This is a genomic window from Streptomyces sp. NPDC051913, from assembly GCF_044593635.1.
Lineage (GTDB): Bacteria > Actinomycetota > Actinomycetes > Streptomycetales > Streptomycetaceae > Streptomyces.
In genome coordinates this window covers 623,463-644,422 of the sequence record NZ_JBIUCI010000002.1, presented here as the reverse complement: position 1 = coordinate 644,422, position 20,960 = coordinate 623,463, and the positions used below count along the sequence as shown (strand labels likewise).

The following is a 20,960-nucleotide window of genomic DNA, read 5'->3' as shown; positions in this document are numbered from 1 at the left end:
ACGGGACTGACGGAGCACTGGGCCGGCGGAGCCCCTCCCCCGGTCACCACCGCACCGGAAGGCTCCGCATCCCCCGCATCAGCATCCCCGGCAGCCACTCGCCGGTGGGGCCGTCGAGGGCGAGTTCCGGCGCTCGCTCCAGCAGCGCGCGGATCGCCGTACGGGCCTCCACGCGCGCCAGTGGGGCGCCCAGGCAGTAGTGGATGCCGTGGCCGAAGGCCAGGTGGCCCCGGGTGTCGCGGCGGATGTCGAAGCGGTCGGGAGCGGGGTAGCGCGCTCCGTCGCGGTCGGCTGCGGTGAGGCCGACCATCACCGCGTCGCCCCGCGCCATCCGCGTCCCGCCGATCTCCAGCGGCTCGGCGGCGAACCGGAACGTGGCGTTCTCCACCGGGCCCTCCCAGCGCAGGGTCTCCTCGACGGCACCGTCGAGCAGGCTCATGTCGGCGCGCAGGGCGGCGAGTTGGTCCGGGTGGGTGAGCAGGGCGTACACCGCGCTGGTGATCAGGTTGACCGTGGTCTCATGGCCCGCGATCAGCAGGATGAAGGCCATGCCCCGCAGTTCCTCCGGGGAGAGGCGGTCGCCGTCCTCGGCGGTGGTGCGGATGAGGTCGCCGAGCAGGTCGCCGCCGGGTCCTGCGGAGGTCTTGGCCGCGATGAGCTCGGTGAGGTACTCGGCGAGCCGGACGAACGCGTCGTACTCACTCTCGGCGCTGGTGGGGGCGACGGCCTCGCTGGTGATCTTCCGGAACTCCGTGCGGTCCATCTCGGGGACGCCCAGGAGTTCGCAGATGACGGTCAGGGGCAGGGGGTGGGCCAGCGCTTCCACCAGGTCCGCGCGGCCCTGCGGCAGCATCGCGTCCAGCAGGTCGTCGGTGATCTGCCGGATCCTGGGGCGGAGTTCCTCGACGCGGCGCAGGGTGAAGGCTCGGGAGACCAGGGAGCGCAGCCGGGTGTGCTGGGGCGGGTCGGCGACCAGGAGGTACCTGCCGATCAGTTCCTCGTCGAGGAACGTCACGCCGATCCTGCGGCCGTCCTTGGACAGGCGCGGGTCGGTGAGCGCCGCGCGTGCCTCCTCGTACCCCACGATCAGCCAGGTCTCGTGGTGGGCGTCGGGCACCGGCAGCCGGACGCGGTGCACCGGTCCACGGGCGCGCAGTCGCGCGTACACCGGGTGCGGGTCCGTGCGGAACGCCGCCCCGTACTCCCCCAGGTCGATCACTTCGGTCATCCCGGTCCCCCTCGTCGCCCCCACAACGCGCCCGGGAGCTCTCACCGCCTCCCGTTGCCCCCACAACGCTCGGCAGCGCCCGCGAGTGCCCGCTAGGGCCTGTCCTCGCCCGATTCGTCCAGAAGTCCCGCGTCGTAGGCGAGGAGGGCGATCTGCACCCGGTTGTTGAGGTCGAGCTTGGCGAGGACGCGGGAGACGTGGGTCTTGACGGTGGCGACGCTCATGAACAGCTCCGTGGCGATCTCGGCGTTGGCCAGGCCCCGGCCCACGGCCACCGCCACCTCGCGTTCGCGGTCGTTGAGGGCGGCGATGCGCGCACGCGCGCGTGTGCGGCGCGTGTCGGCGGCGGTGCCGGCCGCGTGCCGCATCAACTGCCGGGTGACGGTGGGCGACAGGACGGGGTCGCCGGCCGCGACCCGATGGACCGCGTCGACGATCTCGGCGGGCGGCGTGTCCTTCAGGACGAACCCGGCGGCGCCCGCGCGCAGGGCGCGCAGCACCTGGTCGTCGGCGTGGAAGGTGGTCAGGAGCACGACCTGCGGGGCGTCCGGGCGGGCGCGCAGGCGTTCGGTGGCGGTGAGGCCGTCCACGGACGGCATGCGGATGTCCATGAGGACGACGTCCGGACGGGTGCGGTCGACGAGCGCCTCGACATCGCTGCCGTCGGCCGCCTCCCCGACGATCTCGATGCCGTCGGCACCGCCGATCATCAGGGACAGGCCGGCCCGCACCAGCGGATCGTCGTCGACGAGGAGCAGTCTGATCGCGGTCATGGGGCTTACGTAATCACGGTTTCGGGGAACGCAGGGACCGACGAGAGGCGGAGCCCCCGCCCGGCCGAACCGGCCACGCCCAAAGGCCCGTTCACCCCCACGGCAGCCAGGCGCGCACCCCGAAGCCCCCGTCCGGCTCCGGTCCGTGCTCCAGTCGGCCCCCGGCCAGGGTCGCCCGCTCGGTCAGGCCGATCAGCCCCTGCCCCGAGCCGGGCACGGGCCTCACCTCGCCCTCGGGCGCCGGGTTGCGGACGATGACGGTGACGCCCGCGCCCGGTGCGCCCTCGACGGTGACGGCGACCTCGGTGCCGGGGGCGTGTTTGCGGGCGTTGGTGAGGCCCTCCTGGGCGATGCGGTAGGCGGTGCGGCCGACGGAGGCGGGAACGCCCGCGGGATCGCTGACGCGGAGGTCGAGGGTGACCTTCATGCCGGCTTCGCGGGACTCGGCGACCAGCGCGTCCAGGGCGGCGAGCGTGGGCTGAGGGCGGCCCGTGTCGTCGTGGTCGCCCGCCCGCAGGACGCCGATGATCTCGCGCAGGTCCTGGAGGGCCTCGTGGGCGCTCTCCCGGATGACGCCGGCCGCCCGGGCGACCTCCTCCTGGGGCGCGCCCGGCCGGAACTCCAGCGCTCCCGCGTGGACGCTGAGCAGGGTGAGCCGGTGGGCGAGGACGTCGTGCATCTCGCGGGCGATGGCCTCGCGGGCCAGCCGCTGGGCCTGCTCGGCACGGAGCCTGGCCTCGTTCTCGGCGCGCCGGGCGCGGTCCCGGAGGCTCAGCATGAGCTGCCGTTTGGAGCGGACGACCGTGCCGCAGGCGATGACCACGGCGGTCAGCAGCACGATGATGACCACCGCGGCGAGGTACGGCAGGTCCGGGTCGGGGCGCAGCCAGAAGTAGAACGGGATCAGTGCCATGTTGGCGCCGCCCACCCAGGCCACGTACCGGAAGGGCCGGTGCACGGCGAGCGTGAACAGGGCGATCATGCAGGCGCCGCCGGCCGTGTCGGAGACGATCCCCACGGGGACCGTCGCCACGGCCAGCCCCAGCGGCCAACGGCGGCGCAGCCAGACCGCGCCGCAGGCGACCGCGCCGATCAACTGGTCGAGGTGGGCCAGGTTGTCCGGGACATGGGGGTTGTCGGCGACGGACTCCGCGCCGACCAGGCCAACGACGACGGCCACCGCGAAGCAGCTGAAGTCGACGAGCCAGTCGCGCGCGGTACGCCGGGGCCGCCGCCCGGGGCGCTCGGCGTCGGGGTCGAGTTCGTTCAGGACCGCCGAGGGCAGCAGCCAGCGCCGTCCCGCGAAGAACTGGGGCACCGCTGTCTGCTTGTCACCGCTCACGGTCGACAAATCTACGCACGCAAGCCCGGCGTCACCTCCGCGCGGACGGGATCGGCTACCAAAGTCGCGGGACCGTCGACTTTCGGCGCTTCGGCTCCATTCGGCCGGCACCTTCCGTCGGACATGCCTCGCCCCGCGGCCGATGACTGTGGGGGGACCGCGGGGCGAGGGTCGTGCCATGAAGCAATTGCTGGAGCTGTTCGGATTTCTCGCCCTGGTGCAGGGCGTGGCCGGCCTGGTGCACGAGTTCACCGACTGGCACTGGGGGCTCGTGCAGAAGGTCGGCTTCCTCGACGGCTACGAGCTCTACGCGAGCGTCGCACTGCTCGTGCTGGCGATCGCGCTGTTCGCCGCCGCGGAGAGCCGGAAGTCCGGCTGAACGCGGACCGGACCTCCGGCCGGTCTCACTGTTCCTCGGCTCAGCAGCTGTAGTTGACCAGGCGGAACGTGGCGTAGTGGTCCGCCGTGTAGTAGTCCTCCTGGCTCTTCTGACCGGTGACGATACGGCGGGCGCCACGCGTGGACGATCCGGGCGTGATGACCGTGTACTCGTGGTAGTAGCCGCTCGACTGGCTGGGGAGGACGCCTTCCCGGTTCTGGAAGACGCTGCCGTCCTGGGAGTACGGGTAGGGGCCACCCTGCTCGATCAGGTCGAGGGTGTCGTGCGCCTGCGAGGGCAGGGCGCTGTAACAGACGTTGCCGACCGCGGCGGCCGCGGGGGAAGCCGCCGCGACGGTTCCGCCGACGAGAAGACCGGACAGGAGGGCGGCTGCGGCCCCGATGCGGGTGATTCGTGGGGGGAATCTCATGCCCTCATGATGACGCGCGTAGACCGTGGCATGTCAATGACAACTGCGGAGATTTTCCCGTCACGTCCGATGAGTTTTCCGGGAGTTAACGTGCGGCCCCGCGCCCCCACGCGGTCCCCACAAGCACCAGCGCCCCACCCGCGAGACCGAGCGCGCCGAGCCGTTCGCCGCCCAGCGCGATCCCCGCGAGGGCGGCCCACAGGGGCTCGGTGCCGAGCAGCAGGCTGACCCGGGACGGGGAGGTGCGGCGCACGGCCCACATCTGCACGAAGAACGCGAACAGCGTGCAGAACGCGGACAGGAACAGCAGCCCGGCCCACTCCCGCGCCCCGAAGCCCGCCGCGGTCGCCCACGGGGTGGCCTCGGCGCCGGTGGACAGCAGCGCGAACACCACGACGGCCGCGCCGAGTTGGACGGTGGTCAGGGACAGCGCGTCGGCGTCCCGCACCGCCTTGATCCGGGACATGGCGAGGACGTGGACGGTACGGGCCAGGGCGGCCAGCAGCATGAGCAGATCGCCGAGGGAGGGCTCGGTGAAGCCGCCGCCCTGCGTGAGCAGGACGACGCCGAGCACGGAGAGGGCGGCGGCGCCGAGGAAGGCCCGCGAGGGGCGCCGCCGGGTCACGGCGGCCTCGGCGAGCGGCGTGAAGATCATGGTGAGGCTGATGATCAGGCCGGCGTTGGTGGCGGAGGTGTGGACGACGCCGTACGTCTCCAACAGGAAGATCCCGCTGAGGATCAGCCCGAGCACCCCGGCCCCGCGCCACTGGGCGCCGCTCAGGGCGCGCAGCGCGCGCCATCCGGCGGTGACCAGGACCGGCAGCACGATCGCGAACCGCAGTACCAGGACCGCGAGGACCGTGCGCGCGGTGGTGATGTCCTTGGCGGCGAGATAGCTCGCACCCCAGACGACCGCCACCAGCAGGACGGGCAGGTCGGTCAGCCAGGTGCGGCGGGGCGCGATCGTGCCCGGTACGGCGATCGAGGACATCGGTGCGGCTCTCCCGGTCTCCCTCAGGGATGTGGAGACGTCGGTGGCTCGCACGTGGAGCGATCACCGTACCCGCGCGGCTGACCTGGGGCTAGGCGTTTTCGGGGAGGTCGAAGGAGCCGTACTCCGGGCGTCCCGCCTTGTCGTACGTCTGGATGGAGACGCCCTTGGAGGTGATGAGGCCGCTGCGGTGCTCGAAGGCGGTCGGCAGGCTGCCCTCGGCGAAGAGGCGGCGGCCGGCGCCGAGGACGACCGGGACGGTGATCAGGTGGAAGGTGTCGATCAGGTCGAGGTTCAGCAGGGACTGCACGAGGGCTCCGCTGCCGTGGATCTGGAGCTCGCCGTCGGTACGCTCCTTGAGGGCGGTGACCTCCTTGGCGAGGTCGCCGCCGAGCACGCTGGTGTTGTGCCACTCCGGGTCGGTCAGGGTGGACGAGGCGACGAACTTCGGCAGGGCGTTGAGGCGGTCGGCGATGAGGTTGTCGGGGTCGGTCACCTTCGGCCAGTACCCGGCGAAGATGTCGTACGTACGGCGACCCAGGAGGAACGCGCCGACCCGGCCGAAGACCTCGGTGACGAAGCGGCCGAAGTCCTCGTCGTCGTACGGGGCGGTCCAGCCGCCCTGGTCGAAGCCGCCCCCGGGGTCCTCCTCGGGGCCGCCGGGGGCCTGGTAGACGCCGTCGAGGCTGACGAAGATCTGGGAGACGAGCTTGCCCATGACGGGTGCCTTCTCTCGGGAGTGGGGTCTGTTGTCATCACCTCAGACCCCACTCCCGCCCGCAACTCATCGGTGGGCCCGCGCGGTCTCAGCCCGCGTGCGTGGAGAACAGGCCGCCCGTCGGGCCCTGCTTGTCGCCGCCCTGCGCCTTCTTCAGGGCGTTGGCGAGGCTCTCGATGGTCAGGGACTGGAGGATGACGCGTCCGTTGCCCTCCAGGGTGGCCAGCGAGAGGCCCTCGCCGCCGAAGACGGCGTTCATCAGGCCCTGCCGGTTCAGCCCGCCGACGCGCTGGACGCCGTACTGGATGCCCTCCTCGAAGGCGACGACGCAGCCGGTGTCGACCTCGATGCGGCCGCCGAAGTCCGCCGGGTTCAGGTCGATGAAGTTGCCGGCGCCGGCGATGATCACGGTGCCGCGGCCGGTGAACTTCTCCAGGATGAATCCCTCGCCGCCGCTGCGGCCGGTCCGGCCGCCCTGGAAGGCGATGCCGAAGTCGACGGTCGACTCGGCGGCGACGAACGCGTCCTTCTCCGCGAACCACGCGCGCGTGCCGTCGAGCTCCAGTGCGCGCATCTCGCCGGGCAGGACGCCCGCGAAGCCGACCGTGCCCTCGCCGCCGGTCGAGGTGAAGTACTGGAACGCCAGCGACTCGCCCGCCAGGGCACGCTGGCCGACCTGCATGGCGGTGCCCATGGCCTGGCGGAGCATGCCGCCCATGCCTCCGGAGCCGCCCTGCGGCTGCTGTCCGCCCCCGTCCGACGGGCCGCCGAGCCGGGTCTCCATGGTCACGTTCGTGGTCTTGAACAGGAACTTTCCGGCCTCGCAGTACACGGTCTGACCGGGCTGGAGGCTGACGACCGCCATCTGCATGGCGTTGCCGACGATGTCTTGCTGAAGGGTCACGTGAGGAGAACGCGGGAGGCGGAGGGAAGAGTTCCGGAGCGGTGACATCGGTGTCCGTTCGCCGCCAGCACGCGCGGGTGCGCGCCGCTGAGATGGAGGCATGACAACGACTCACGGAACTCTGTACGGCAAGGTCGCGCTCGTCACCGGTGGCAGCCGGGGTATCGGGGCGGCGACGGTCCTGCGGCTCGCGCGGGAGGGCGCGGACGTGGCGCTCACGTATGTGAAGGACAAGGAGGCGGCCGAGGACGTCGTACGGGCCGTCGAGGCGCTGGGGCGGCGGGCGGTGGCCCTGCGGGCGGACTCCGCGGACCCGGAGGAGGCGGCCGAGGCCGTGGAGCGCGCGGCGGCGGCGCTGGGCGGTCTGGACGTGCTGGTGAACAACGTGGGCGTGGGGGTGCTGGGGCCGCTGGAGGGCCTCTCGCTCGCGGAGGTGGACCGGGTGCTGGCGGTGAACGTCCGCGGGGTCTTCCTGGCCTCGCAGGCGGCTGCCGCGCGGATGGGGGCCGGCGGGCGGATCATCACGATCGGCACCTGCATGACGCAGCGGGTGCCCGGGCCCGGTGGCACGCTCTACGCGATGAGCAAGGCGGCGCTCGTCGGGCTGACGAAGGCGCTGGCCAGGGAGCTGGGCGGGCGGGGGATCACGGCGAACATCGTGCACCCCGGGCCGACGGACACCGACATGAACCCGGCCGACGGGCCGTTCGCGGCGGGGCAGGCCGCCATGACGGCGCTCGGGCGGTTCGGGACGGCGCAGGAGGTCGCGGGGACGGTCGGGTATCTGGCCGGGGCGGCGTATGTGACGGGGGCGGAGTTCGCGGTGGACGGAGGACACGCGGCGTGAAACCCGCGTGGGGCGCACCGGCGCTGTCGAGCCGGTGCGCCCCACGCGCGCGTGCGCGTCAGCCGCCGAGCTCCTGGTGCCGCGCCGCGAGAGCCGCCGCTCCCGCCTCGGTCAGGGAACCGAACAGCCGCAGTCGGGAGATGCCCCCGTCCGGGAAGATGTCCACGCGCGCGTGGGTGCCGACGGCCGGCGTCGGGAGGACGAAGCGGTGGTTGGTGTCGGGCTGGAGGCGGGTGCGCGGGAGGATCTCCCGCCAGTCGCCGCTCTCGCCGTCCCGCACGGACACCGACGCCCAGCCCGCGCTGTTGCCCTTCAGATACGCGGTGTCGATCTCGATCGCGCGGATCTGGGACTGGGCCACCAGGCGGTAGCGGATCCAGTCGTTGCCCTGGTCACGGCGGCGGCGCGTCTCCCAGCCGTCGTCCATCTTGCGCGAGCGGCCCGGCTGGATGGTGTTGGAGGCCGGGGAGTAGAAGAGGTTGGACGCGTCCTCGGCCCGGCCGCCGTTCTCCAGCGCGACCACGTCGAAGGTGCCGAGGACCGCCAGCCACCGCGGGTCCGGTACGACCTCGCCGTACACGCGCAGGCGCGCGATGCCGCCGTCGGGGTGCTGGTTGACCCTGAGGTGCGTGAAGCGCTGCTCCACGGAGATCTCGAAGCCGTTGGCCGCGTGTCCGCCCACCGGTGTGCGCGGGACCAGCGTCGTCCACTTCACGTCGTCGCCGAGGAGTTCCTCGGGGGACGGGGAGCCCGCCACCGACGTGCCCTCCACCGACACCGCCTGCGGGTAGTTGCCACGGAAGTGGGCCGTGTCGACGACGATCCCGCGGATCACCCCGGGCGCGCCGAGGCGGACCAGCGCCCAGTCGTGGTCCTCGGCGGTCGGCCACGGGTGGTCGGCGGAGGCGCCACGGCGGCGCCGTGTCTCCCAGCCGTCCATGATCTTGCCCTTGTGCCCGAAGTGCTCGGGGTCGAACTCGGCGCGCTCGGGCAGGAGCAGGTTCTCGCGCTGGGCGAAGAACTCGTCGTTGGCGGCGATGACTCCGGCGCCGAGCTGCCGGGCGGCGAGGTCGGCGTACTGGGTGAAGGGGAAGTCGGCGGTGCGGTAGTCGGCGTACGGGTCACCGCCGCCGTAGGGGTTCGCGTCGCCGGTGAAGCTCGGGATCGCCGTCACGAAGGATGCCTTTCTGGAGGGTCGGCCGCTGCGGGTGCGGTGGTGAGGATCAGGGGGTGCGGGTGAGGAGTTCGCCCTTCGGGTCCGTGAACTCGCCGTCCGCGACGATGCGTTCGCCGCGCAGCCAGGTCGACTTCACGACGCCGTACAGGGTCTTGCCCGCGTACGCCGTCACACGGTTGCGGTGCTGGAGCTCGGCCGGGTCGACGGTGAAGGTCTCGTCGGGTGCGAGGATCGCGAAGTCGGCGTCGCGGCCGGCCTCGATGGCGCCCTTCTGGTCGAGGCCGACCAGCTGCGAGGTCCGCGTCGACATCCAGCGGACGACGTCCTCGAGGGAGTGGCCGCGCTTGCGGGCCTCCGTCCAGACCGCCGCGAGGCTCAGTTGGAGGCCGGAGATGCCGCCCCACGCCGTCGCGAAGTCGTCCGTCTTGAGGTCGGCCGTGGACGGCGAGTGGTCGGTGACCACGCAGTCGATGGTGCCGTCGGCCAGCGCCTGCCAGAGCAGGTCCTGGTTGGCGGACTCGCGGATGGGCGGGCAGCACTTGAACTCGCTGGCGCCGTCGGGGACTTCCTCGGCGGTGAGCGTGAGGTAGTGCGGGCAGGTCTCGACCGTGATGCGGACGCCCTCGGCCTTGGCGGCGGCGATCAGCGGCAGCGCGTCGGACGACGAGAGGTGCAGGACATGCACGCGTGCGTCCAACCGCTTCGCCTGGGCGATGAGTTGGGCGATCGCCGTGTCCTCGGCGTCCCGGGGGCGGGAGGCAAGGAAGTCGGCGTACTTGGGGCCGCCCTGCTGCGGGGCCGCCTCCAGGTGGTGCGGGTCCTCGGCGTGCACGATGAGAAGTCCGCCGAAGGAGGCGATCTCGGCCAGGGACTGGGCGAGTTGGTCCTGTTCGAGGTGCGGGAACTCGTCCACGCCGGACGGCGACAGGAACGCCTTGAAGCCGAAGACGCCGGACTCGTGCAGCGGGCGCAGGTCCTTGACGTTGTCGGGCAGGGCACCGCCCCAGAAGCCGACGTCGATGTGGGCCTTGTCGGCGGCGACGTCCTTCTTGGTGCGGAGGTTGTCGACCGTGGTGGTCGGCGGGAGGGAGTTGAGGGGCATGTCGACGAGGGTCGTGATGCCGCCGGCCGCCGCCGCGCGCGTGGCGGTCCAGAAGCCCTCCCACTCGGTGCGGCCGGGGTCGTTGACGTGCACATGGGTGTCAACCAGGCCGGGCAGGACGACATGGTCGCCGACGTCCTCCAGGCGGGCGCCGGAGGGGACTTCGGCGTCGTACGGCAGTACGGCCGCGATCTTGCCGGCGGCGACCGCGACCGAGGCGGCGCGCGTCCCTTCCGGAGTGATGACGCGCGTCGAGCGCAGCACCAGTTCAGCGTCGGACACCCGAACCCCTCTCAGTCACCGGTTTACTTCCACGTAACGGAATTCAACTTTCTGTTGAAGGAGTCTTCACTCCCGTTCTCACGCCGTCAAGGGCACACTTCGCTACAGCGGCCCCGGCGCCCGCACTCTGGACGTTTCCATAAAGCGGAATTAGAATTCCGACAGGCAGAACGTAGCTACGCACAACCGGGGAGTCAACCGACCGCCGGGTAGGCTTCTGCCCTTCCTGCCAGGTCCCGAAAGGAACGCGCCGTGCCGACGTCCAGCGCCAGCACCACCGACTCCGCCAAGTCCGCCGGTGGCGGGGTCCAGTCCCTCGAGCGCGCCTTCGATCTGCTGGAGCGGATGGCGGACGCGGGCGGCGAGGTCGGCCTGAGCGAGCTCTCCGCGACCAGCGGGCTGCCGCTGCCCACCATCCACCGCCTGATGCGCACCCTCGTGGCCTGCGGATACGTCCGCCAGCAGACCAACCGCAGGTACGCGCTGGGCCCGCGCCTGATCCGCCTCGGCGAGTCCGCGTCCCGGCTGCTCGGCACCTGGGCCCGCCCCTACCTGGCCCGCCTGGTCGAGGAGACCGGCGAGACGGCGAACATGGCCCTGCTCGACGGCGACGAGATCGTCTATGTCGCCCAGGTGCCGTCCAAGCACTCGATGCGCATGTTCACCGAGGTCGGCCGTCGCGTCCTGCCGCACTCGACGGGCGTGGGCAAGGCGCTGCTCGCGAACACCCCTGACCACGAGGTGCGCGCACTGCTCGCCCGCACCGGCATGCCGGCCGCGACCGAGAAGACGATCACCACCCCGGACGGCTTCCTCGCTGCCCTGGCCGACGTACGGCAGCTCGGTTACGCGGTCGACGACAACGAGCAGGAGATCGGCGTCCGCTGCCTCGCGGTGTCGGTGCCCAACTCCCCGACCGCCGCGGCCATTTCGATCTCCGGACCGGCGGGACGCGTCACCGAGTCGGCGACGGACAAGATCGTGCCGGTGCTCCAGCAGGTGGCGACCGAACTGTCGGAGGCGCTGGCCAGCCAGAGCCCGGCGTGACGTCCGTCGAGAACCGTCTGGCGGCGGTGATGACAGCGCCGGATCTGCTCGCTCTCGCCGCGTACGGGCTGCCGGACGACGTCGTCATGACACCGTCGTTCCAGACCGACGCCGAGCCGACGCTCGTACCGAACCTGGCGGGGCCGCGCGAGCGTGAACTGGCCGGCGCGAACGACCGGTTCTACGACCTGGGTCTGTGGGGCAGTCACGATCTGACGGTGCGGACGGGGGCGGCACGGGGCGACGGCCGGGTCCTGGCCCTCCGCTCGGCACCACTCACCGCGGCCGACATCGCGCCGGCGCCGCGGGAGTACCACGCGGACCTCTGCCACCCGGCCGTCGACTTCATCGGCTGACCCCGGGCTTCGGGACAACGCCCCGCACACCTTCTGGGGGCAGCTGGTCACGGACCGGGGCTGCTGAACCCCGAGGACGCCCGTCAGCCCCGCCCCGGCTCCCCGAACAGGTCCACCGCGTCCCGCACCTGCGACAGCCCCCGCGACAGCGCGCTGACCGACCCGATCGCCCCCGCGATCAGCAGCAGCGAGCGGCGCAGCCGGGGAATCTCCGGCGCCCCGTCGATCGTCATCGCGGCCAGTGCGGCGAGCTCGTCCTCGGCGATGACGCGGTCGGGGAACTCGGCCGGGTGCGCGGCGAGTTCGCGGCGCAGCCGGGACACCGCGGTCCGCAGTTCCGCCACCCTCGGATCCTCGTCGCTGCCGGTCACTGGCCTCTGCCCCAAGCTCCGCAACACAGCTCTCCCCCCGAGCGCACGCCGTTGTGCGCCGCACCTCGTGATCCCGCCCGAAACAGCCCCGTGGCGCTGGTCGGGCGCCGGGGGACGCGGGTCAGTAAACGCCACCCCGGGCGCGCCGCGCCACTGCGCGGACCGAAATTCAGCCCTTCGAAACCGGCCACTCACCTGGACGTCGGGTATGCAGGACGCATGACGGACAACGAAGACCAGGTCGCCGGCCTTCTTCTCGCCGCGGGCGGCGGGCGGCGGCTCGGCGGGCGACCCAAGGCGCTGCTGGATCATCGCGGCAGGCCACTGGTGGAACACGCGGTGAGCGTCCTGCGCGCGGCCGGCTGCACGCGCGTGCACGTGGTCCTCGGGGCCGCCGCCGACGCCGTACGGAACCAGGCCGATCTCGACGGGTGCGTGCTCGTCGAGAACCCGGAGTGGGCCCAGGGCATGGGTTCCTCGCTTCGAGCGGGTCTTGAGTCGTTCTCCGGTACGGACGCGCGGGCGGCGCTGGTGTCGCTCGTGGACCAGCCCGGTATCGGAGCGGCGGCGTTCGCGCGCGTGCGCGGCGCCTACAAGTCCCCGGACTCCCTGGTCGCCGCCGCCTACGACGGCGTACGCGGGCATCCCGTGCTGTTCGGGTCCGCGCACTGGGCGGGGATCGCCGCGACTGCCACCGGGGACCGAGGGGCACGCGCGTATCTGAAGGAACACGCGGCGCAGGTCGCGCTCATCGAGTGCGGTGACATCGCCCGGCCCTACGACATCGACACCGTCGAGGATCTGCACCACCTTGAGTGAGCGGGGTGGCACCGAGCGCCACCTTTCCTCGACTCAGAGAATCTCGATATCAACAAACCATTGAACTTCCACGATGAGGAAACTAATATCCACTGATCAGAAGCGCCCTACCACTCCGGGGGCGTTCCTCGCCGTACCCGGTTCGACTGGCACCCGGTGCCACGCTCGCTGAAGGAAGTGACAGCTCATGTCCGCACCAGCGCCGTCCCCGCTGGCCATCGTCGACGCCGAGCCCCTGCCGCGGCAGGAGGAGGTCCTCACCGACGCGGCCCTCGCCTTCGTGGCCGAGCTGCACCGCCGGTTCACGCCCCGGCGTGCGGAACTCCTCGCCCGTCGCGCGGAGCGCCGCGCCGAGATCGCCCGCACCTCCACCCTCGACTTCCTCCCGGAGACGGCCGCGATCCGCGCCGACGACTCCTGGAAGGTCGCCCCCTCCCCCGCCGCCCTGAACGACCGCCGCGTCGAGATCACCGGCCCCACCGACCGCAAGATGACCATCAACGCCCTCAACTCGGGCGCCAAGGTCTGGCTCGCGGATTTCGAGGACGCCTCCGCGCCGACCTGGGAGAACGTGATCCTCGGCCAGGTCAACCTCGCCGACGCCTACACCCGGAACATCGACTTCACCGACGAGCGGTCCGGCAAGTCGTACGCCCTGCGCCCGAACGAGGAGCTGGCGACGGTCGTCATGCGCCCGCGCGGCTGGCACCTGAACGAGCGCCACCTCGTCGACGCCGACGGCAACGCCGTGCCCGGCGCCTTCGTCGACTTCGGCCTCTACTTCTTCCACAACGCCCAGCGGCTGCTCGACCTCGGCAAGGGCCCGTACTTCTACCTCCCGAAGACCGAGTCGCACCTCGAAGCCCGGCTGTGGAACGACGTGTTCGTCTTCGCCCAGGACTACGTCGGCATCCCGCAGGGCACCATCCGCGCCACCGTCCTGATCGAGACGATCACGGCGGCGTACGAGATGGAGGAGATCCTCTACGAACTCCGCGACCACGCCTCCGGGTTGAACGCCGGCCGCTGGGACTACCTGTTCTCCATCGTCAAGAACTTCCGTGACGGCGGCGCCAGGTTCGTCCTCCCGGACCGCAACCTGGTCACGATGACCGCCCCGTTCATGCGCGCCTACACCGAACTCCTCGTCCGCACCTGCCACAAGCGCGGTGCGCACGCGATCGGCGGCATGGCGGCGTTCATCCCCTCGCGCCGGGACGCCGAGGTCAACAAGGTGGCCTTCGAGAAGGTCCGGGCCGACAAGGACCGTGAGGCCGGCGACGGTTTCGACGGCTCCTGGGTGGCCCATCCCGACCTGGTCCCGATCGCCATGGAGTCCTTCGACAAGGTCCTCGGCGACCGGCCGAACCAGAAGGACCGGCTGCGCGAGGACGTCCACGTCGAGGCCGCCGACCTGATCGCGATCGACTCGCTGGACGCCAAGCCGACGTACAACGGACTGGTCAACGCCGTTCAGGTGGGCGTCCGTTACATCGAGGCCTGGCTGCGCGGGCTCGGCGCGGTCGCCATCTTCAACCTGATGGAGGACGCGGCCACCGCCGAGATCTCCCGCTCCCAGATCTGGCAGTGGATCAACGCGGGCGTCGAGTTCGAGCACGCAGGAAGCACAGTGAAGGCCACCCCGGAGCTGGCCCGCAAGGTCGCCGCCGAGGAACTCGCCAACATCCGGGCCGAGTTGGGCGAGGAGGCGTTCGCGGCCGGCCACTGGCAGCAGGCGCACGACCTGCTGCTCGAAGTGTCGCTGGACGACGACTACGCGGACTTCCTGACGCTGCCCGCGTACGAGCAGCTCAAGGGCTGACCTACTGCGGCACCGCCTTGTCCGAGTGGCCCAGGGACTTTCCCGGGGCCACTCGGTCGCGTACGGCCTGCTTCACGGCCGTGGGCTCCGGGAAGCCCTGTTCGCGCCGGTCCCAGACGACCTCGTCGTCGACCCGGACGACGAAGACGCCGCCGGTGCCGGGCTTGAGGGACAGCTCGCCCAGCTCCTGCTCGAAGGTGGTGAGCAGCTCCTGGGCCAGCCAGGCCGCGCGGGGCAGCCAGCGGCACTGGGTGCAGTACTCGATCTGTACGACGGGTGCGTGCGGGCTCATCCGAGGTGCACCGACCAATCCTGTTCAGCCGCGGGCTTGCCGTGCAGATCGGGGACCTGCTTGAGCCATGCGGGACGTCCTCGTTGGTTCTTCGCCGCCCGACGGGCCTCCTCGGCGGCGAGTTCCGCACGGGTGGGGAAGTCCGTGGGCAGCCAGTCGGCCGACGCCTCGACGCGCGCGTGGAGGTACGCCACGTACGCCTCGCGTGCCTGGTCGGGGGTGGCGTGGTCCGTGAGCCAGGCGTCGGGGACGGCCGCGGTCACCTCGCGCAGCAGGTCCGGCGTCACCTTGGGGGCCAGTTCCGTGTCGGCGGCCCGGACGTCGGGAGCGGAGTGGCCGAGGGCGTGGTGCCGGAAGTCGTAGCGCTTGGCGGGATCGGAGCCGTCCCAGCGGTGGTGGAAGACGAGCGCGGCGCCATGGTCGATCAGCCACAGGCGCGGGGGCGCGACACCGAGCGTGGGCCACACCATGAGGTTCGAGCTGTGCACCGTGCGGTCCACGTTGACGGTCAGCGCGTCGAGCCAGACGATCCGGCCCGCCTCCAGCGCGTCGACCGGGAACGCCTGGGCGACCTCCGGGGTGAAGTCCCGCGCGCCCGGCAGATAGTCCATGCCGAGGTTGAGGCCCGCGCTGGCACCGTGCAGCTCCCGCACCTCCTGGTGGGGCTCACTGTCGGCGATCGCCGGGTCGAAGTGGACCAGGACCAGCTCGGGGAAGCGCAGCCCGAGCGCGCGGGCCAGCTCACCGACGATCACCTCGGCGACCAGCGCCTTGCGGCCCTGCGCGGAGCCGGTGAACTTGACGACGTACGTCCCCAGGTCGTCGGCCTCGACGACCCCGGGCACCGAACCGCCTGACCGCAGCGGGGTCACGTATCGAACAGCAGTCACTTCGCGCAGCACACCGGCCAGGGTATGCCAGCGCTCACCGTGCCAGTGGGCTGGGCAGCGGCAGGTAGCGGGCGTCCGCCCCGTCCGCCCCCGTCCAGCGCAGCAGCAGGTTGGTCTTGCCGGGGAGGGTGGGCGAGGTGAGCAGGGCCGTGATCTCGGGGAGGTCGTGACGGGCCAGTTCCCGGCGCAGGGCGGGCCACGGGTCCAGACCGGGCCGGCGTTCGGCGAGGGCGGCCGCGACCTCGCACAGATGGTTCACCACCAGGCAGTACACCAGCCGCTCCCACCCGGCCGCCCGCTCCACGTCCGTCAGCAGCTTCACGCCCTCGGCGTCCCGGAACAGGGCCTGCACGGGCATGCCGTCGGTGTCCACGGCGACCAGGGTGTTCTGCAGGTGCGCCTCGAGTACGACGCCGTGGTCGGCGAAGGCCACGAGGGCGGGCGGTACGACGGCCCGCAGATACGCCTCCCACCAGGCCGTACCGCCGGACGGGGCGCCCTCGAAGCCCTCCACGAGTCCGGCGGCGAGCAGCGGGGTCGCGCCGGGGCGGAGATGGCCGCGGAAGCCGTCGCGGACCAGGACGGCGAGTTCCTCGAAGGCGAAGTCGGCGGTGCGGTAGCCGCGGTCGGAGAGCCAGGCGGCGGGGCCGTCAGCGAACGCCTTGACGGCCGCCCGGTCGGTCCGCCTCAGTGCGCGCAGATCGTGGCGCCACAGGCGGCGGATGTCGTTGGTGATGCGCACGTCCAGGCTGAACTTGAGGAACAGGTCGCGCTCGGGGGCGTAGAGCGTGCGGATCGCGGCCGTGGGCCAGGCGTCGAAGGCGGTTGTGCCGAGCCGGATCAGCCGGCCGTCGGCGAAGGCGTCCGCGAGGTCCACGAGGTCGAGCTGCCAGGGGTGGGCGGGCAGCAGACGGTAGCCGGGCGGGGCCTCGCCGAGGGAGTCCAGGGCCGAGGTGTCGCCCTCCTCGACGACCGTGTCCTCGCGCACGCCGAGCAGGGTCAGCGGGAAGCGGGCGTGGGCCTCGGGGGCGAAGGGCAGCCAGCGGGCGACCGGGCCGCCGCCACGGGCCTTGGGAGCGGGGTGGTAGGGGTGGCCGGTGAGCAGGGACTGCTCGGAGCGCAGATACGGGTCCGTGGGCGGCGTCGCACGCACGCGTGCCGTCAGGATCGCCGCGACCGCGTCCCGGCTGTCGATCATCTCGGCGGGGAGGTCGTGGTTGGACAGACCGGTGTGGAAGGTCAGCTCCTCGGCGACGAGCTTGACGAGTTCGGTGTGACCGATGCGGTGCCAGTGGCCGTCGGTGTTCACCTCGGGTTCCCCCGGCCGCCGCGCACCGCGCACCCGCAGCAGCCGGCCGCTCGGCAGCCTGTGGGTGCGCACCTCGCCGGCGCCCGGGAGCGCCTCGGCGACCTCGCGCAGCAGGCAGTTGAGCAGCGGCGCGGCAGCATAGGCGTCGGCGGCGGCCGGGGAGGTGAGGTCCACGCGTTTCACTCGTTCTCTACGTGCGGGCGGAGACGATCAGTATCTCTGTCGCCGGCCTCCCGCCGTGCCACCTATTCGTACCCGAGGAGCCCATCCGTGCACCGTTCCCCCACCGCCGAGGCCGAGGTCGCCGAGGAGCTGGCCGAGGCGCGCCCCGACCTGGTGTCGCGGTACGCGGCCGAGCTGCCGGGCGCCCGGGCAGCCGTACTGACCCGGCTGTGGCGGGCGCTGGCGTACGAGCCGCTGCCCTGGATCACCGGCCGGGACGGCCGCACCCTGCGCCTGCGGGACGGACGGCGGCTCGCCGGTCCGGCGGCCGACCCGTACGCGACCGCCGCGTACGTCACCGACGTACGGCTCGACGGAAGGACGTATGACGATCCCGCGCGGCTCATGACCGGCCTCGGGGTGCCGCACGGCAGCGATCTGGCGGCCGAACTCGGCCACAGTGTGGCGTCGTTGGCCCTGTCACGGGCCGGGCAGCCGACGGCCGCACCGAAGGAGTGGCCCGTGGCCGACTGGGAGTGGGAGCAGCGGGTGGTGGACGGGCATCCGTTCCACCCCAACTGCCGTTCCCGACCCGGTTTCTCGGTGGCGGAGCAGCTGGCGTACGGGCCCGAGCACCGGCCGCTCGTGGGGCTGCGGACGGTCCCGGTTCCGGCGGCGGAATGTCTGGTGTCGGGCGGATGGCCCGACGAAATGCGGGACGGGGGGCGACTGTTGATTCCCGTGCACCCCTGGCAGGCGGACCATGTGCTGAAGCGGGTCGGCGACGAGGGTCCGGCCGCGCATCCGCTGATGTCGCTGCGCACGCTGGCCCTGAGCGGTGAAGGCCCCCATGTGAAGACCGCGTTGAGCGCCCGGCTGACGTCGTCGGTGCGGGACATCTCGGTCTACTCGATCGGCATGTCGGCGACCCTGTCGGCCTTCGCGGAGTCGCTGGCGGCCCGCACGGACGGACTGCTGCACTTCACCCGCACGCTGGGCGCGGTCACCGCCGACTCCCCCGACCTGGCCGCCGTGCTGCGCGAGTCGCCGCAGACGTACGCCGGAAACGGCGAGCGGGTCGTGCCGGTGGCCGCCCTCGCCACCACCGACCTGCCGTCGAGCGCGGCCTGGCTCGCGGAGTTCACCCGGCTGGCGCTGACCGTCGGACTGCGACTGCTGGACCTCGGGGTGGCTTTGGAGGCGCACGGCCAGAACCTCCTCGTCGTGCTGTCCGCGAACGGCGCGCCCCTGCGGCTCGTCTACCGCGACCTCGCCGACATCCGCGTCAGCCCGGCCCGGCTGGCCCGGCACGGCATCCCCGTACCGGAGTTGAGCGGCCGGGTCGTCACCGATGACGAGAGCGCGCTGCGGCGCAAGCTGTTCGGGGCGTTGGTGGCGGGGGCGCTGGCGGGCACCGCGGGGTCGGGAGCGGCGCTGCGCAGGGCACTGGAGACCGTCGTGAGAGATCTTCCGGACACCCCCGATCTCGCGGCGCTCCGCGAAAAACCTCTGCCCACCAAGGCGTTGACGCTGATGCGGCTGTCGCCGGGGACGCCCGGGGACCAGTGGGCCGGGCTGCCGAACCCGCTTCGTTTTGGAGGGTGACACCTCCGGTCAATAGGATCCGCCGATGATCACAAGACAACGGCTGGCGGCAGGAGTGTGCGCCCTGCTCGCCGCCTTGACGGCCGGGATCGTCGTCCCGGTCGCGGCGGTCGCCGGTGAACCCACGGGCGGGACCGCGCCCCAGGTCGACCTCGTCCTCGACGTCAGCGGCTCCATGCGGACGGCGGACATCGACGGCGGCACCCGGATGGCGGCGGCGAAGCAGGCCTTCAACGAGGTGCTGGACGCGACCCCGGAGGAGGTCCAGCTCGGCATCCGGACCCTCGGCGCCAACTACCCCGGCGACAACCAGAAGACGGGCTGCAAGGACACCGCGCAGCTCTATCCGGTCAGCACGCTGGACCGCACCGAGGCCAAGACGCAGGTGGCGACCCTCTCGCCCACCGGCTGGACGCCGATCGGCCCGGCGCTGCTGAAGGCCGCCGACGACTTCACCGACAGCGCCTCCTCCAAACGGATCGTGCTGATCAGTGACGGCGAGGACACCTGCGCCCCGCTCGACCCGTGCGAGGTGGCCCGGGAGATCGCGGCCAAGGGCATCGGTCTGACCATCGACACCCTGGGCCTGGTCCCGAACACCAAGATGCGGCAGCAGCTGAGCTGCATCGCCGAGGCGACCGGCGGTACGTACACCTCGGTCGAGCACACCGAGGAACTCTCCGACAAGGTCAACCAGTTGGTGGACCGGGCGGCCGACCCGGTGGTGACGCCGGTGGCCACCGAGGGTGCCGAGCAGTGCGCGAAGGCGCCCACGCTGCAGTCGGGTCTGTTCACCGACCGCGAGGAGTTCGGACGGCAGCGCTGGTACCGGGTGGACGTCGAGCCCGGCCAGGAACTGCGCGCCTCGGTGAGCGTGGCGGCCGACCGCGCCGTGAACCCCTCCTACGGGGTGCTGCTGCGGGCGGTGACCGTGCACGGCCGTGAGATCGTGCGCGGCGAGACCTCGGGCAACGGCCGTACGGACGTGATCTCGACGGGGTTGCGCTATCCGAAGGCGGACAGCGACGAGGACGATCCGGCCGCCGAGACCGTGTGTCTCCAGGTCACCAACTCCTTCTCGCCGGCCTCCGGCGTGAAGACCACGCCGGGTCTGCCGCTGGAGCTGACGGTGGACGTCGTGGACGCCCCCTCGGCGTCGAGCGACGTGGCCTCGTTCGGCCTCGGGCGCGGCTGGTGGCTGCTGGGCGCGCTGATCCTCACCGGCTTCCTCGCCGGTCTCGTCTGGGGCTGGCTCTCGCGCTGGCGCCTCGCGGTCTGGAGGACCAACTGATGCGTTTCACACGAGTGCTGGGTGCGGCGCTGCTGACGCTGGGGCTCGCCGTGGCGCCCGCGGCGGCCGACTCCTCGCCGTCCCCGTCGGCCTCCTCGGACGGTGCCGCGCCCACGTCGGCCGGTACGTCGTTCCGGACGGCGACCGAGTTCGAGCAGGGGCAGCAGGCCACCGCGAGCGGCTCCACCGGTGACTTCCTGTACTGGTCGTTCCCGGCGGACGCCGGACAGCGCCCCACCGTCGAGGCGACGGTGAAGCTGCCCGGGACGCATGCCGCGCAGACCTGGCAGGTCGACGTGTACGACGGTCTGCGGCGCCGCCAGGCCTGCCAGTACGGGGCACAGACCCGCACCGCGGCGGCCGGCGCGACCTCCGTGGAGCTGGCGTGCGTGCTGCGCACGGTCCGCGCCTGGTCGGAGCCGTGGGCGGGCGACCCGCTGCCCGGCACGTACTACGTCCGGCTGACGGCCGTCGACCTCACGACCGCCGACCTCGGCCAGCCCGTCGAGACCTCGGTCGAGGTGAACTCCAAGGACATCGGCGGCGCGGCGGCGGTGGACGGCTCGCTGGCGAAGCCGCTCGTGCCGGGCATCTCGGTGAAGACGGAGACCGACGCCTCCGAGGACGACTCGTCGACGTCGGCCGTGCTGTCCAGCATCGAGCCGGAGGACGGCTGGGCCGGCGGCTGGTGGTCCGACCGCTGGGTGTGGACCGCGGTGGGCGGTGTGCTGGCCGCGCTCGCAGGTGTCGGCGGGTACTCGCTGACACGCGGGTCGGGTCGGCCGTCTCGGGTGCCGCCGAGCGCCTGACGGTGCGTCAAAGG

General features: G+C 72.0%; 22 protein-coding genes. 9 read left to right on the top strand and 13 right to left on the bottom strand.

What is annotated here, in order from left to right; translation table 11 throughout:
• Positions 1–43: 43 nt before the first annotated feature.
• The 3 genes from ACIHIX_RS08110 to ACIHIX_RS08100 form a co-directional block, all read right to left on the bottom strand.
• Complete coding sequence (locus ACIHIX_RS08110) at positions 44–1,228, bottom strand: cytochrome P450 (RefSeq protein ID WP_399951464.1); 1,185 nt, start codon at positions 1,226–1,228, stop codon at positions 44–46.
• A 92-nt stretch (positions 1,229–1,320) separates the two neighbouring features.
• A complete protein-coding gene (locus tag ACIHIX_RS08105; protein ID WP_399951461.1) occupies positions 1,321–2,001 on the bottom strand; it encodes a response regulator in 681 nt (226 codons plus the stop codon).
• Positions 2,002–2,092: 91 nt separating this feature from the next.
• The gene (locus ACIHIX_RS08100) at positions 2,093–3,352 is read right to left on the bottom strand and encodes a histidine kinase (protein ID WP_399951458.1); all 1,260 of its coding nucleotides are present in this window, start codon (positions 3,350–3,352) and stop codon (positions 2,093–2,095) included.
• A gap of 169 nt (positions 3,353–3,521) precedes the next feature.
• On the opposite strand from ACIHIX_RS08100, the gene ACIHIX_RS08095 reads away from it, so the two are divergent.
• A complete protein-coding gene (locus tag ACIHIX_RS08095) occupies positions 3,522–3,722 on the top strand; it encodes a hypothetical protein (RefSeq protein ID WP_399951455.1) in 201 nt (66 codons plus the stop codon).
• 40 nt (positions 3,723–3,762) lie between these two features.
• Here the strand turns inward: ACIHIX_RS08095 and ACIHIX_RS08090 are convergent, their stop codons facing one another.
• From ACIHIX_RS08090 to ACIHIX_RS08075, 4 genes are all read right to left on the bottom strand, one after another.
• A complete protein-coding gene (locus ACIHIX_RS08090; RefSeq protein ID WP_399951452.1) occupies positions 3,763–4,152 on the bottom strand; it encodes a ribonuclease domain-containing protein in 390 nt (129 codons plus the stop codon).
• Between the two features lie 85 nt (positions 4,153–4,237).
• The gene (locus ACIHIX_RS08085) at positions 4,238–5,143 is read right to left on the bottom strand and encodes a DMT family transporter (protein WP_399951450.1); all 906 of its coding nucleotides are present in this window, start codon (positions 5,141–5,143) and stop codon (positions 4,238–4,240) included.
• A gap of 91 nt (positions 5,144–5,234) precedes the next feature.
• Positions 5,235–5,861, bottom strand: a complete 627-nt coding sequence (locus tag ACIHIX_RS08080) for a dihydrofolate reductase family protein (protein WP_399951448.1) — start codon at positions 5,859–5,861, stop codon at positions 5,235–5,237.
• An 88-nt stretch (positions 5,862–5,949) separates the two neighbouring features.
• The gene (locus ACIHIX_RS08075; RefSeq protein WP_399951445.1) at positions 5,950–6,765 is read right to left on the bottom strand and encodes an AIM24 family protein; all 816 of its coding nucleotides are present in this window, start codon (positions 6,763–6,765) and stop codon (positions 5,950–5,952) included.
• A gap of 100 nt (positions 6,766–6,865) precedes the next feature.
• On the opposite strand from ACIHIX_RS08075, the gene ACIHIX_RS08070 reads away from it, so the two are divergent.
• A complete protein-coding gene (locus ACIHIX_RS08070) occupies positions 6,866–7,612 on the top strand; it encodes an SDR family oxidoreductase (RefSeq protein WP_399951443.1) in 747 nt (248 codons plus the stop codon).
• Between the two features lie 58 nt (positions 7,613–7,670).
• Here the strand turns inward: ACIHIX_RS08070 and alc are convergent, their stop codons facing one another.
• Both alc and allB read right to left on the bottom strand, forming a co-directional pair.
• Positions 7,671–8,786 (bottom strand): allantoicase, encoded by a 1,116-nt coding sequence (alc, locus tag ACIHIX_RS08065; RefSeq protein ID WP_399951440.1) that lies wholly within the window; start codon positions 8,784–8,786, stop codon positions 7,671–7,673.
• 49 nt (positions 8,787–8,835) lie between these two features.
• On the bottom strand, positions 8,836–10,173 hold the full coding sequence (gene allB / locus ACIHIX_RS08060; protein WP_399951437.1) for an allantoinase AllB: 1,338 nt from the start codon (positions 10,171–10,173) through the stop codon (positions 8,836–8,838).
• 252 nt (positions 10,174–10,425) lie between these two features.
• Between allB and ACIHIX_RS08055 the strand changes: the two genes are divergently transcribed.
• Together ACIHIX_RS08055 and ACIHIX_RS08050 are read left to right on the top strand one after the other, a co-directional pair.
• Positions 10,426–11,220 (top strand): IclR family transcriptional regulator, encoded by a 795-nt coding sequence (locus ACIHIX_RS08055; RefSeq protein ID WP_399951435.1) that lies wholly within the window; start codon positions 10,426–10,428, stop codon positions 11,218–11,220.
• A complete protein-coding gene (locus ACIHIX_RS08050) occupies positions 11,217–11,576 on the top strand; it encodes a hypothetical protein (RefSeq protein ID WP_399951432.1) in 360 nt (119 codons plus the stop codon). The genes ACIHIX_RS08055 and ACIHIX_RS08050 overlap by 4 nt, the downstream gene beginning before the upstream one ends.
• An 83-nt stretch (positions 11,577–11,659) precedes the next feature.
• On the opposite strand, the gene ACIHIX_RS08045 is transcribed toward ACIHIX_RS08050, so the two are convergent.
• On the bottom strand, positions 11,660–11,974 hold the full coding sequence (locus tag ACIHIX_RS08045; RefSeq protein WP_399951429.1) for a DUF5955 family protein: 315 nt from the start codon (positions 11,972–11,974) through the stop codon (positions 11,660–11,662).
• A 192-nt stretch (positions 11,975–12,166) separates the two neighbouring features.
• Here ACIHIX_RS08045 and ACIHIX_RS08040 point away from each other — a divergent pair, with 192 nt between their 5' ends.
• Complete coding sequence (locus ACIHIX_RS08040; RefSeq protein WP_399951426.1) at positions 12,167–12,766, top strand: NTP transferase domain-containing protein; 600 nt, start codon at positions 12,167–12,169, stop codon at positions 12,764–12,766.
• 187 nt (positions 12,767–12,953) lie between these two features.
• Positions 12,954–14,588 (top strand): malate synthase A, encoded by a 1,635-nt coding sequence (gene aceB, locus ACIHIX_RS08035; protein WP_399951423.1) that lies wholly within the window; start codon positions 12,954–12,956, stop codon positions 14,586–14,588.
• A gap of 1 nt (position 14,589) precedes the next feature.
• Here aceB and ACIHIX_RS08030 read toward each other — a convergent pair whose 3' ends face one another.
• Genes ACIHIX_RS08030 through ACIHIX_RS08020 form a run of 3 tightly spaced genes read right to left on the bottom strand, consistent with a single transcriptional unit; the run spans position 14,590 to position 17,262 of the window.
• On the bottom strand, positions 14,590–14,880 hold the full coding sequence (locus ACIHIX_RS08030; protein WP_399951420.1) for a SelT/SelW/SelH family protein: 291 nt from the start codon (positions 14,878–14,880) through the stop codon (positions 14,590–14,592).
• The gene (locus ACIHIX_RS08025) at positions 14,877–15,782 is read right to left on the bottom strand and encodes a HipA family kinase (protein ID WP_399951417.1); all 906 of its coding nucleotides are present in this window, start codon (positions 15,780–15,782) and stop codon (positions 14,877–14,879) included. Before ACIHIX_RS08025 ends, ACIHIX_RS08030 begins: the two co-directional genes overlap by 4 nt.
• A 22-nt stretch (positions 15,783–15,804) precedes the next feature.
• On the bottom strand, positions 15,805–17,262 hold the full coding sequence (locus ACIHIX_RS08020) for an IucA/IucC family protein (protein ID WP_399951416.1): 1,458 nt from the start codon (positions 17,260–17,262) through the stop codon (positions 15,805–15,807).
• A gap of 87 nt (positions 17,263–17,349) precedes the next feature.
• Here ACIHIX_RS08020 and ACIHIX_RS08015 point away from each other — a divergent pair, with 87 nt between their 5' ends.
• From ACIHIX_RS08015 to ACIHIX_RS08005, 3 genes are read left to right on the top strand one after another with little or no spacing between them, the layout of a single operon-like run.
• Positions 17,350–18,846, top strand: coding sequence for an IucA/IucC family protein (locus ACIHIX_RS08015; protein WP_399951414.1), 1,497 nt, complete (start codon positions 17,350–17,352; stop codon positions 18,844–18,846).
• A 25-nt stretch (positions 18,847–18,871) separates the two neighbouring features.
• Positions 18,872–20,137, top strand: a complete 1,266-nt coding sequence (locus tag ACIHIX_RS08010) for a VWA domain-containing protein (protein ID WP_399951412.1) — start codon at positions 18,872–18,874, stop codon at positions 20,135–20,137.
• On the top strand, positions 20,137–20,946 hold the full coding sequence (locus ACIHIX_RS08005; RefSeq protein WP_399951410.1) for a hypothetical protein: 810 nt from the start codon (positions 20,137–20,139) through the stop codon (positions 20,944–20,946). The genes ACIHIX_RS08010 and ACIHIX_RS08005 overlap by 1 nt, the downstream gene beginning before the upstream one ends.
• Positions 20,947–20,960 lie beyond the last annotated feature (14 nt).